General features: G+C 68.2%; 9 protein-coding genes. 4 read left to right on the plus strand and 5 right to left on the minus strand.

The genetic code is table 11. The annotated features are described in order from the left end of the window. Positions 1-11 precede the first annotated feature (11 nt). Positions 12-2,588 (plus strand): ATP-dependent chaperone ClpB, encoded by a 2,577-nt coding sequence (clpB, locus tag ACFSGX_RS00240; RefSeq protein ID WP_380926570.1) that lies wholly within the window; start codon positions 12-14, stop codon positions 2,586-2,588. 94 nt (positions 2,589-2,682) lie between these two features. On the opposite strand, the gene ACFSGX_RS00245 is transcribed toward clpB, so the two are convergent. Further along, positions 2,683-3,966, minus strand: coding sequence for an aspartyl/asparaginyl beta-hydroxylase domain-containing protein (locus ACFSGX_RS00245; protein ID WP_380926572.1), 1,284 nt, complete (start codon positions 3,964-3,966; stop codon positions 2,683-2,685). Positions 3,967-4,149: 183 nt separating this feature from the next. Between ACFSGX_RS00245 and ACFSGX_RS00250 the strand changes: the two genes are divergently transcribed. Further along, on the plus strand, positions 4,150-4,428 hold the full coding sequence (locus ACFSGX_RS00250) for a hypothetical protein (RefSeq protein WP_380926574.1): 279 nt from the start codon (positions 4,150-4,152) through the stop codon (positions 4,426-4,428). Between the two features lie 545 nt (positions 4,429-4,973). Here the strand turns inward: ACFSGX_RS00250 and ACFSGX_RS00255 are convergent. After that, positions 4,974-7,991, minus strand: a complete 3,018-nt coding sequence (locus ACFSGX_RS00255; RefSeq protein WP_380926576.1) for a TonB-dependent receptor domain-containing protein — start codon at positions 7,989-7,991, stop codon at positions 4,974-4,976. Between the two features lie 351 nt (positions 7,992-8,342). On the opposite strand from ACFSGX_RS00255, the gene ACFSGX_RS00260 reads away from it, so the two are divergent. Then, entirely contained in the window at positions 8,343-8,798 is a 456-nt protein-coding gene (locus tag ACFSGX_RS00260) for a hypothetical protein (RefSeq protein WP_380926578.1), read from the plus strand. Here ACFSGX_RS00260 and ACFSGX_RS00265 read toward each other — a convergent pair whose 3' ends face one another. From ACFSGX_RS00265 to xseA, 3 genes are all read right to left on the minus strand, one after another. Then, positions 8,799-9,608, minus strand: a complete 810-nt coding sequence (locus tag ACFSGX_RS00265; protein ID WP_380928173.1) for a M23 family metallopeptidase — start codon at positions 9,606-9,608, stop codon at positions 8,799-8,801. It lies immediately after the preceding gene. A gap of 130 nt (positions 9,609-9,738) precedes the next feature. Further along, the gene (locus ACFSGX_RS00270) at positions 9,739-9,936 is read right to left on the minus strand and encodes a DUF2093 domain-containing protein (RefSeq protein WP_380926580.1); all 198 of its coding nucleotides are present in this window, start codon (positions 9,934-9,936) and stop codon (positions 9,739-9,741) included. A gap of 31 nt (positions 9,937-9,967) precedes the next feature. After that, a complete protein-coding gene (gene xseA, locus ACFSGX_RS00275; protein WP_380926582.1) occupies positions 9,968-11,398 on the minus strand; it encodes an exodeoxyribonuclease VII large subunit in 1,431 nt (476 codons plus the stop codon). Between xseA and purD the strand changes: the two genes are divergently transcribed. Beyond that, a complete protein-coding gene (gene purD, locus ACFSGX_RS00280; RefSeq protein WP_380926584.1) occupies positions 11,397-12,686 on the plus strand; it encodes a phosphoribosylamine--glycine ligase in 1,290 nt (429 codons plus the stop codon). The two genes, xseA and purD, sit on opposite strands and share 2 nt — an antisense overlap. Positions 12,687-12,707: the final 21 nt, after the last annotated feature.

A 12,707-nucleotide genomic window follows, 5' to 3' on the forward strand; every position in this document is an offset into this window, starting at 1 on the left:
GGGGAGTGACCATGAACCTCGAAAAATTCACCGACCGCGCCAAGGGCTTCATTCAGTCGGCGCAGACCGTCGCAATCCGCATGAGCCATCAGCGGATCGGCACCGAACATATGCTGAAGGCGCTGCTCGAGGATGAGCAGGGCATGGCGTCCGGCCTCATTACCGCGGCCGGTGGCGACGCGAAGGCCGCACTCCGCGAAACCGACGCCGCGCTCGCCAAGATCCCGGCCGTCTCCGGCGGAGGCGCGCAGCAATCGCCCGGCATCGACAACGATCTGGTCCGCGTGTTCGACACCGCCGAACAGGTCGCGCAGAAAGCGGGCGACAGCTTCGTCACCGTCGAACGGCTCCTGCTCGCGCTTGTCCTGTCGCCCACCACCGCGGCCGGCAAGGCGCTCGCCGCCGCAAAGGTGAAGGCCGACGCGCTCAACACCGCGATCAACGCGCTTCGCAAGGGCCGCTCCGCCGACACCGCCGGTGCCGAGGATCGCTATGACGCGCTCAAGAAATTCGCCCGCGACCTGACCCAGGCCGCGCGCGACGGCAAGCTCGATCCCGTCATCGGCCGCGACGAGGAGATCCGCCGCACGATCCAGATCCTGGCACGCCGCACCAAGAACAACCCGGTGCTGATCGGCGAACCCGGCGTCGGCAAGACCGCGATCGCCGAGGGGCTGGCACTCCGCATCATCAATGGCGACGTGCCCGACGGCCTCAAGGACCGCCGCCTCATGGCGCTCGACATGGGTTCGCTGATCGCCGGCGCGAAATATCGCGGCGAGTTCGAGGAACGGCTGAAGGGCGTGCTCGACGAGGTCCGCCAGGCCGAGGGTGAGGTCGTGCTGTTCATCGACGAGATGCACACGCTTATCGGCGCGGGCAAGTCGGAGGGCGCGATGGACGCCGGCAACCTGCTCAAACCCGCGCTCGCCCGCGGCGAACTGCACTGCATCGGCGCCACCACGCTCGACGAATATCGCAAATATGTCGAGAAGGACGCAGCACTGCAGCGCCGCTTCCAGCCCGTCTTCGTCGGCGAACCCACGGTCGAGGACACGATCTCGATCCTGCGCGGGTTGAAGGAGAAGTACGAACTCCACCACGGCGTCCGGATCGCGGACGGTGCGCTGGTCGCCGCCGCCACGCTGTCGCACCGCTACATCGCCGACCGCTTCCTGCCCGACAAGGCGATCGACCTGATGGACGAGGCCGCCTCGCGCCTGCGCATGGAGGTCGAGTCCAAGCCCGAGGAGATCGAATCGCTCGACCGCCGCATCATCCGGCTGAAGATCGAGCGCGAGGCGCTGAAGCGCGAGACCGACGCCGCGTCGAAGGACCGGCTCGACACTTTGGAGGCCGACCTCGCCGATCTGGAGGAGCAGTCCGGCGCGCTCACCACGCGCTGGCTGGGCGAGAAAGACAAGATCAACGCCGAGGCGGTGCTCAAGGGTCAGCTCGACGCCGCGCGGATCGAACTCGACCAGGCGCAGCGCAAGGGCGATCTCGGCCGCGCGGGCGAACTCTCCTACGGCGTCATCCCCGGCCTCGAACGCCAGCTGGCGGAGGCCGAGACCGCCGCCGAGGGCGCGATGCTGCGCGAGGAAGTGACCGCCGACGACATCGCCGGCGTCGTCAGCCGCTGGACCGGCATCCCGGTCGACCGCATGCTGCAGGGCGAACGCGACAAGCTGATCGCGATGGAATCGATCATCGGCAAGCGCGTGATCGGCCAGGATCAGGCGGTGAAGGCCGTCAGCCGCGCCGTCCGCCGCGCGCGTGCGGGGATGCAGGATCCCGGCCGCCCGCTCGGCTCCTTCCTGTTCCTCGGCCCCACCGGCGTCGGCAAGACCGAGCTCACCAAGGCGCTCGCCGGCTTCCTGTTCGACGATGATGCCGCGATGGTCCGGATCGACATGTCCGAATATATGGAGAAGCACGCCGTCTCGCGGCTCGTCGGCGCGCCCCCCGGCTATGTCGGCTATGACGAGGGCGGCGTGCTGACCGAGGCGGTCCGCCGCCGGCCCTACCAGGTCGTACTGTTCGACGAGGTCGAGAAGGCGCATCCGGACGTCTTTAACATCCTGCTCCAGGTGCTCGACGATGGTCGCCTCACCGACGGGCAGGGCCGCACGGTCGACTTCTCCAACACGCTGATCGTGCTGACCTCGAACCTCGGCAGCCAGTATCTCGCCCACCTGACCGACGACCAGACGGTCGAAAGCGTCGAACCCCAGGTGATGGAGATCGTCCGCGGCCATTTCCGGCCCGAATTCCTCAACCGGCTGGACGAGATCATCCTGTTCCACCGGCTGGGTCAGGCGCACATGGCCCCGATCGTCGATATCCAGGTCGCGCATGTCCAGCGGCTGCTCGCCGATCGCAAGGTCACGCTGGCGCTCACCGACGCCGCCCGCGCCTGGCTCGGCCGGGTCGGCTACGACCCGGTCTACGGCGCGCGCCCGCTCCGCCGCGCGGTCCAGCGCTACCTGCAGGATCCGCTCGCCGACGCGATCCTGCGCGGCGACGTGCCCGACGGCAGCACCGTCAACGTCGACGAGGGCGACGGCGCCCTGGTGATCGCGGCGTAGGCCTGACACAGAAGCGGTTCCCCCCTAATCGGGGGCAGCCGCATCGGCCGGGGGCCATCCCGGCCCGCCTCGGGCATGACTGTGGCGGCGGGACCTAAAGCCCCTCGACGAGGTCCGGCTTGTGCTCGCTCGCGTCGATCACCGCGAAATAGGTGCGCAGCAGGGTCCGCTCCGCCTCCGTCAGATGCGGGTTCCACACATCCATGATCAGGACCACCCGCCCGGTTTCGCTGTCGTTCCACGCCTCATGCTCGATCGTATCATCGAACACGAACGCCTCCCCCTCGGTCCAGCGCCGCGTCTCGCCCCCGACGCGGAACCCGCACGCCTCCGGCACGATCAGCGGTAGATGCACGATCGCCCGACTGTTGGTGACCCCGCTATGCGGCGGTATCCGTACTCCCGGCTTTAGCAGCGAATAGAAGGCGGTCGGCCCGCGCTCCGGAATGTCGAGCAGCGGCACCGCTGCCAGCGCAGCCGCCGTCGCCGGGCACGCCGCATGCGCCTCCGCCTGTGCCACCCCGAACCGCCAGAGATAATAGACGCTCCAGTCCAGCCGGTTGTTCAGGCCCGACCAGGGATTGACCGGCGTGTTGGCCGGCTGCGTCACATAAGGCACGAACGACGCGTCCTGTCCCGCGACCAGCGCCTCATATTCCGCGCGGATCGCCGGCGTGTGTGCCTCAAGCTCGGCCAGCCAGGGGAACAACGTCCGTGGGAAGAATTCGTCTGCCGGCAGGAAGGGGAAGTGCAGCCCGGCGCATTCCGGGTGAAATATCCGCCGCCGGCCCAGCGCCGTATCCACGCACGCATCGAAGCGTCGCCGTTCGGCACCGTCCAGCGTGGCGCGTGCATCTGCCAGCCCGGCGTCCACCTCCTGCGCGAAATCGCTTCCCTGGCGGCGGACGAAGGCAGCACCGGCAGCCAGCTCGCTTGCCAGCCCGGGCGGGCGCTGCGCCTCGGGCGGTGCCATCGCCAGCGCCGCACTCCAGGTCTGTGCCGCATTGGCCAGGTCGCCGCTACTTTCCAGCCACTGCGCCTTGCGCAATAGCGCGATGAATCGGCGTGGATCGATCGCCAGCGCCGCGTCCAGGCTCGCCCGTTCCCCCGCCCGGTCGCCCGCTTCTCGCTGCGCGCGCGCCAGGTTGATCCACAGGATCGGTTCGCCCGGGTCCGCTTGCGTCGCGCGCCGCGTCAATGCCACCGCCTCTGCAAGCCGTCCGGCCCCCAGCGCTTGAATACCCAGCGCGTTCAGCGCGATCGGCTGGTTCTGATCGACCGCCAGCACTGCCCTGAACAGCCGCGCCGACTCCTGCCCGCGCCCCGCGCCCTGGGCCGCGGTCGCATCGGCGAGCAGCTGCTGTACTTTGCTATTCATGGTTCAACCCCTGGCTCAGTGCTCCGAAGTTACCGTCTCGGGTCACCGCGGTCGATGGCGAAAGCCATGCTTTTGGCGAGCATGTTGCGCAACAACAGAAGCACACGGTTCGGCCGCACAATTCGATCTTGCCGAAATCTCGCCTTTGCGACACACTTTCATGCATATCATCGGGGAACAGTCATGAAATCCACCATCGCCATCGCGTTGCTGCTGCTTTCGACCACCGCTACGGCGCAGACCAGTTCGACCCAGGCGCGGTACGATGCCGCCGCGTCGAAAGCGCGGACGGGGTCCGATCCGGAACGTGTCATCTGTCGCACAGCGGTCGAGACCGGCTCGCTGGTCAAGCGCACCCGGCGTTGCATGACGTCGGCGCAGTGGTCGCGATCGCGGGATGGGGAGAACGCCGCCGCGCGCAATATGGTCCAGCAGAATGCCGGCCTCGCCAACGGCAACTGACGAGTTGTCGAACACCACCCGTCGATCCACAAAACCCGATTCTAAGGCGTAACCGGGACGCGAGCACGTCTCCGTGACCGGATCGCGTCTCAGAATCGGCTATTAACAGCCACCCGCTGCCGCGCTGCGGCCGGCGGACGTTTTAGGCCGCAAGAGGCCAAAAGCTCGCAAACATGACGCGGTGACCATCAACCGGGTGCCCGTCCGATAAATCTCGCGCGCCCCCTTCGTAAAACACGGGGGCTGCGAGGTGATGCGGACCGCGTAACGCCGTTGCGACCAAGTCGCCCCTCGTCCAGACCCGGTTACGGGTTCGCAGGGCTCATCCCCCGGCCCGACCCGCCCCTTTCTAAACACCGCCTGATGGCCCGGCCGATCACGCGCGCAGGGTTTCTCGTTTGGTACGGCCGGTCTCGATCTTGGCGGCGACCGACGAAACCGCCCGCGGGGTCGCCCTTCAAAGCTGGCTTGCCGCGATGCGCTATGCACAAAAAAGGGAGGCGCGCCGTGGCACGCCTCCCTCTTTGCTCACGCTAAGCCGAACCCTAGAACTTCAGGCGGGCGCTCACGGCGTAACGGCGGCCCAGCGCGTCGTAGGTCGACGGATAGACGTTGCCGCTGTTGTATGCGGTCGAACCGACGCTCGCGCCGACGACCTTCGGCTGGTTGTTGAACAGGTTCATCACGCCGACCGTCATGGTCAGATGATCGGATGCTTCGGCGCGAAGCGTCAGGTCGACATAATGCTCGGCACCGATGTTCTGGAACTCCGGATTGACGATCCCGGCCTGATTGATCGTGGTCACACCGTTGACGACCGTGGTCGCGTTGGCGATGTCGTCCGCGTTCTGCGCCGGCTCGTACTGCACCGCGTCGATGTAGCGGTACAGTGCCGAGATATCGAGCTTCCCGAAGCTGAGCGTGGTGCGGAAGCTGCCGCTGAACTCCGGCTGGATCGAGGCGCAGTTGACGCTGTAATAGCTCACGCATTCGCGGTTCAGTGACGTCGGCGTCGCCTGGAACTTCTTGCTGTTGGTCCAGTTGCCCAGCGCCGAGAAGTTGGCGACGGCGAAGCCGAGGTCACGACGGTAGTTGAGCGACACATCGATGCCGTCGGTCGTGATGCGCCCCAGGTTCGACAGCGGCAACGGCAGGCCGTCCGCGACGCCGTTAAACGTGCCGTCGAGCGGATCGCGGCGGATCGAGGTACAGGCCACCGACGTTGCCGCGCCGGCCGATGGGGCAGTGGGGTTCGCGCCGAAACAAGCCCCGATCACGTCGCCCACGGTCGGGCTGGTGATCGCGTCGGTCACCTTGATGTTGTAGTAATCGGCCGTGAACGACAGCCCGCGGATGAAGTCGGGCTGGAACACGGCACCGACGGTCCAAGTGGTCGCCTTTTCCACATCCAGGTTCGGGTTTCCGCCCTGCGTGATGTTGGCCTGACTGGCGGACGGCGCGCTGATGTTGCCGATCGACGACACCGGTGCGCCCTGCGCAAGGCAGACGGCGCGGAGATTCGCGTTGTTTGCGGGCGCAGCGCCCTGACAGGGATCGACCGCAAGGTTATCGAGCCCCGTGACTTCCGGCGAGAACAGTTCGCCGATGTTCGGCGACCGTGCGGCCTTCTGGTAATTGCCGCGGAGCTTCAGGGCATCGACCGGCTCCCAGCTGCCGCCGACCTTCCAGGTGAAGTTGCCGCCCGACGTCGAGTAATCGGAGTAACGCGCGCCGGCTTCGAGCGTCAGGCTCTTGAAGAACGGACGATCCTCGATCAACGGCATGATGAGCTCGCCGAACCCTTCATAGACATTGTACTGACCGAACACGTCGGGCGAGGCCGCGCCATTGCCGAGCACTTCGTTCGGAGTCTGCGTCAGCGAGTCGGAGATCACCGCCGCGGTGTACTTGCGGAACTCGCCGCCCGCCGCGAACGAGATCGGATTGGTGCCGAGCGGGCTGACGACGCCGAAGTCGCCGTTCACCACGGCGCGTGCCTGAGCCAGCGTGGTCCGCGTGGTCGTGCTGTTGGTCACGCCCAGAAGGAAGCCGAGCTGGTCCTCCGTGATGGAACCGTCCGGCCCAAACAGGTTGATCGGAACGCAGCCGTTGGTCGGATCGACGCAGCTCGTGGTGTTGGTGGCAAGTGCTGCCTGCCGCAGGCGGGTCAACGTACCGTTGCCCGTCTGACGCGACGTATTCTCACTCTCGCCATAAGCACCGGAGATATCGAAGCCGATGCTATCGGTGATGTCGCCGCGAACACCCGCGCGGTAGTTGAAGATCTGCGTGGTGTACTCGTTGACGCGCGGTCCTGCCTCGACGAAGCGACGCGATGCGTTCGTCACGAAGGTGCGGTACGCCGGGTTCACGCTGCCGTCGGCCAGCGTCGGCTGTGCCGTTGCGGCCGCGGTGCACTGCGCCGCGGTCAGGCCGTTGGCGTTGCAGAACTGGGTCCGCGCCGCCGCCGGCAGATAGGGGTTGCTGTACGGAATGGTCAGCGAGTTGCCGAACGTGCCCGACGACGCGATCACGGTCGAAACGCTGTTCTTCGAGAACAGGCCCTGGTTGTAGACTTCGATCCCGTCGGCCACTTCATAGTGCGCCGCGCCGAACATGTTGAAACGCTCGAACGGCGTCTGGAAGATGTTCTGCGGGTTGAAGTTGAACAGCTGGTAGGTCGGGACCAGCGAACCGGTATCCGGATTGATCTGCCGGTTGCCGACACCGGTCAGCGAGAACACCCCCGGAACGGTCGTGCCCGAACCGCCGCCGACGACACCGCTGAACGAGTCGACGTTGTTGCGCGAAAAGCTTCGGTCGCCCTGATACACCGGGTCGGCCTGCTGATAGCCAACGCTGAACACCGCGTTGCCGCGGCCGTCGTCGAAATTGGCGCCGATGGTGATGTCGGTGCGGAACGTGTGCCCGTCACCCTTTTCGGTCAGCTGGTTGGATGCGTTCACTTCGACGCCCGCGAAATCGCGGCGGGTGACGAAGTTCACGACGCCCGCGACGGCATCGGCACCGTAGGTGGTCGATGCACCGCCGGTCAGCACGTCGGTCCGCTCGATCAACGCCAGCGGAATGTTGTTGAGATCGGTCACGCCGTTCAGGCCCGACGGCGCGATGCGCGCGCCGTCCAGCAGCACGAGGTTGCGGTTGTTGCCGAGACCGCGAAGATCGACGAACGATGCGCCGCCATTGCCGTTGTTCACGGCCGAACCGATGCTCGGAACAACACCGGGCAGTTCGCGCAGGAACTGTTCAGCAACGTTCGACTGGCGGAGCGAAACTTCTTCGGCACCGACCGACAGGACCGGGCTGGACTGGACCAGGTTGGGGTTGCGGATCAGCGAACCGGTGACGACGATCTCGCCGGAGCTGTTTTCGTCCTGGCCGCCGGCGGCAGCGACGGTGTCCTGCGTCTGGGTGCCCGACGGGACCGCCGTTGCCGACTGCGCCGTATCCGTCGCAGCCTGAGCATAGGCCGGCTGCGCGGCGATCGCGGCACCGACGAGCAGAGTGGACGCCAACAGGCGGGTACGGATATCCAGCTTCATGCGATTAGGCCCCTTTTTTTCAATTACGGTGCGTTTGGCACTCGTAAGATTGCGCGAAACGGTGGAACCGCTTTCGCTATGTGCGTTTGGTTGCACCGATCCCGCGATGCAGCAATCTCGGTTTGTCATCTGCCGTGGTATTGTTTTGGAACTGTAGCAGGAACGACACACTTTGCTGCTTGCGGGGCTCATGATGCTCGGTGTAGCCGTTTTGTCGGATCAGGAGGGCAATCCGCCGTGAAACATGTCAGGTTTGTCGCGTTGGGCGTTTGCGCCGGGGTTGCTGCTTTTGCAGCACAAGCCGCGCCGCGGACCGCCGCGACAGCGGCCGGCGAACGACCCGCCGCAATCGTGGCCGAATTCGCCGCATGCCGCGGGCGCACGGAACCGGACGCCCGTTTGGCCTGCTTCGACGCCGCGGCCGCAAAGCTTGCGACCGCCACCGCCAATCGCGACCTGATCGTGCTGGACCGTCAGGACGTGGTCGAAACCCGCCGGTCGCTGTTCGGCTTCTCGCTGCCGCGCATCGCGCTCTTCGGCGGGCGTGATGGCGCGCGCGATCCGGCCGCCGTGGCGCGGGAGGATATCGCCGAACTCGACACCACGATCACGCGCGTTCAATCGCTCGGCAACGGCAAGTACCAGCTGACGCTGGCCGAAGGCGGCACCTGGCGATCGACCGAGCCCTGGACGGGCGCGAAGCTTCCGGAGGCCGGCAGCAAGATCAACGTCCGCCGCGCGAGCCTCGGCAGCTATATCTTCAAGTTGCCCGGTGGTCGGGCGGTGCGCGGTATGCGCGTCGGCTGATCAGCGCGCGGTAGACGTCGGCATCGCACCCGCCAGCGGCTGAGGATCGATCCGCCGACCGTTCCAGGTCATCGCCCAGTGCAGATGCGGACCGGTCGCCCGCCCGGTCGCACCGATCGCGCCGACGGTCTGGCCGCGCGTCACGCGGTCCCCAACGCGAACATCGATCCGCGACAGGTGCAGGAACGCACTGCCCAGCCCCATGCCGTGATCGATCAGCAGCAAATGCCCCTCCAGGCTGAACGGCACCGCGGCGGCCAGCACCACCACCCCGTCCAGCGGGCTCGCCACCGGCGTCCCCGTCGGCCGCGCGATGTCGACGCCGCCATGATAAGCGCCCGGCTCCCCCGCATAGATGCGCTGCGATCCGAACACGCCGCTGATCCGCCCGGTCACCGGCCAGACCGGCGTCTGCCGCCAGCCGTCGGTCGCATGGACGGTCGCGCGCGCCGCCACGATCTGCGCCAGTTCCGCGTTCCGCCGCGCCACCTCCGTCGGCGTCCGCGGCGTCGCCTTGGGCAGCGTCGGCAGCGATTGCACGCGCCAGTCGCCCCGCCGCACGACCAGCACCCGCACGCTCTGCCCGCCATCGGCATGTGTCGCGACCAGCCGCGCGGCGGGCGGCGCATCCCGGTCTAGCCCGATCAGGAACCGACGGTCCGGCGCCATCGCCAGCGGCTCGCCGTCCAGCGTCAGTTCCACTGTACCCACCGGCGCCACGCCGCGCAGCAGGCCGCCCTGCCGCACCGCGCCCTCGATCGTGAAGCCGTCGCTTGGCGCGGTTGCGGTCGCGCCCCCCACCTCCCGCATCGCCTGCGTCGCGACCGAACCGGGCAGCGTCATGGGCGGCGTGCCGTTCTGCGCATCGGCCGCGACGGCAAAACCGACACCAGCCAGCATCGCGGCCACCACCCGGCCGTGGCGAACCGTCATCGGCCGCTCACTCCGGCAGCATCGCCGCACTTGCCGCCTGCGCGGTCGCATAGGGTTCTTGCCGCTCGACGCTCCAATATTTCAAATTGTCGAGCGGGATCGCGACGCCGGTCTGCGCGCACACCACATGGTCGCCGCGCACCAGCATACGGAAATTATTGGCCATATAGTGCAGCTTGGCGGGCCGCCCCGGGGACATCAGCATGGCAGGATACGCATCGGCATCGTCACGGCACTCACTCGAACAATCCGGGCTGATCCGCCCTGACCTTTGGATAGGGGGCCGTCCCGGCTTTCTCAACCCGCGCATCGACCGCGCCGTCCGCGAAGTGCAGCGTCAGCAGCCCCGCCGCGCGCGCCGCCGCCGCGGTCGTCAACACGCTGCCGTCGCCGCGCCGCTCCACCTTCACATAGCCGCGCGCCAGCGGCCGGTTCGGGTCGAGCTGCTCCAGCAACCGCCCCGCCTGCGCGACTTGGCGGCCACGCTCCGCCAGCGGCCGCTGCACCAGCACGGGCGAAAACCGCGCCGCCGCCAGCCGCGCGCCCGCCCGCTCCGCCCGGTGGCGCAGCAAAGCCGGCCGCAAAGCCCCCGCCGCATGGGCCAGGTCCCCGCGCGCGACCGCCAGCCGCCGCCCCAGCGCGCGCGGCAACCGATCGCCCAGCTCGTCCAGCCTTTGCCGCTGCGGGCTGAGCAGCGTCTCCGCGGTCGGCAACCGCCGCGCCGTCGCCACCAGCCGCTCGTCCGCCCGCTCGCGATATCGCGTCGCGCACCGGAACGTCCGGTTCGACAGGCTCCGCACCGCCTCCAGCAGCTCGGCGCGCACCGGCACCGCCATCTCGGCCGCCGCGGTCGGGGTCGGCGCACGCCGGTCCGCGGCAAAATCGGCCAGCGTCGTGTCGGTCTCGTGGCCGACCGCCGAGATGATCGGGATCCGGCAGTCCGCGATCGCGCGCACCACCACTTCCTCGTTGAACGCCCACAGATCCTCGATCGACCCGCCGCCGCGGGCCACGATCACCAGGTCCGGCCGCGGGATCGCGCCATCCGCAGCCATCGCATCGAACCCGGCGATCGCGCGCGCCACCTGGCCCGCCGCCGCCTCGCCCTGCACCGCCACCGGCCACACCAGTACATGCGTCGGGCACCGATCGCGCAACCGGTGGAGGATGTCGCGGATCACCGCGCCGGTCGGCGACGTCACGACCCCGATCGTCCGCGGCAGGAACGGCAGCGCCACCTTTCGCTCCTCGCCGAACAGCCCTTCCGCCGCCAGCATCCGCCGCCGCTGGTCGAGCAGCGCCATCAGCGCGCCCGCCCCGGCGATCTCCATCCGCTCGATCACGATCTGGTATTTCGACCGGCCGGGATAGGTCGTCAGCTTGCCGGTGGCGATCACCTCCATCCCGTCCTCGGGCCGGAAGCGAAGCGATGCCGCCTGCCCCTTCCACACCACGCCATCGATCACCGCGCGGTCGTCCTTCAGCGCCAGATAGCAATGCCCCGACGTATGGCGCTTCCACCCCGAAATCTCGCCGCGCACCCGGACATGGCCGAACGCGTCCTCCACGCTGCGTTTCAGCGCACCGGACAGTTCGGACACGGAAACCGCGGCTGCGTTGTCGCCGGGCACCGGCTCGGCTAGGAGGCCGTCAAAAGGGGAAGCCATGAACATCCTGTTGCTGGGGTCCGGGGGTCGCGAACATGCGCTTGCGTGGAAACTCGCGAAATCGCCGTTGCTGGGTAGCCTGCACGCCGCGCCTGGCAACCCCGGCATTGCGGCGCACGCGGTCTGCCATGCGCTCGATGCGGCGGATCATGCCGCCGTCGTCGCATTCTGCGCCGAACATGCGATCGACCTCGTCGTGATCGGGCCGGAGGCGCCGCTGGTCGACGGCCTCGCCGATACGCTCCGCGCCGCGGGCGTGCCGGTGTTCGGCCCGTCGCGCGCCGCCGCAGCCCTCGAAGGGTCGAAGGGCTTCACCAAGGATCTGTGCGCGCGCGCCGGCATCCCGACCGCCGCCTATGTCCGCTGCACCACACTGGCCGACGCGGAACAGGCACTCGCCGGCTTCACGCTCCCCGTTGTGATCAAGGCGGACGGCCTCGCCGCGGGCAAGGGCGTCGTCATCGCCATCACCGCGGCGGAGGCGACCGCCGCGCTCGCCACCATGTTCGACGGCGGCTTCGGCGCGGCCGGCGCAGAGGTCGTGATCGAGGCGTTCCTGACCGGCGAGGAAGCCAGCCTGTTCGCGCTGACTGACGGCACCGCGGTGGTCGCACTCGGCTCCGCGCAGGATCACAAGCGCGTCGGCGAAGGCGACACCGGCCCCAACACCGGCGGCATGGGCGCCTACAGCCCCGCCCGCGTGCTGACGCCGGAGCTGGAGGCGCGCGCGATGGCGGAGATCATCCTGCCCACCGTCCGCGCGATGGCGGATGCCGGCACGCCCTATTCCGGCGTGCTCTATGCCGGGCTGATGCTCACCCCGACCGGGCCGCAGCTGATCGAGTACAATGCGCGCTTCGGCGATCCGGAGACGCAGGTGCTGATGCCGCGGATCGAGGGCGACCTGCTCCCGCTGCTGTTCGCCACCGCCACCGGCACGCTGGCCGACGCGCCCCATCCGCGCCTGTCGCACGACTGCGCGCTGACCGTCGTGCTGGCGGCGGACGGCTATCCCGGCACGCCGGCGCGCGGCGGCACGATCACCGGGCTGGACGGCGCGGCGATGACCGGCGCGACCGTCTTCCACGCCGGCACCGCGCGGACCGACGACGATCGGCTGATCGCGGTCGGCGGCCGCGTGCTGGCGGTGACCGCCACCGGGCGCACCGTCACCGCGGCGCGCGACAAGGCCTATGCCGCGGTCGACGCGATCGATTTCCCGACCGGCTTCTGCCGCCGCGACATCGGCTGGCGCGAGGCCGCGCGCGAAGCGGCCGACACCGCCTGAACCCGTCTTCCTGACCTTCCC

The organism is Sphingomonas arantia (assembly GCF_042682045.1).
Lineage (GTDB): Bacteria > Pseudomonadota > Alphaproteobacteria > Sphingomonadales > Sphingomonadaceae > Sphingomonas_R > Sphingomonas_R arantia.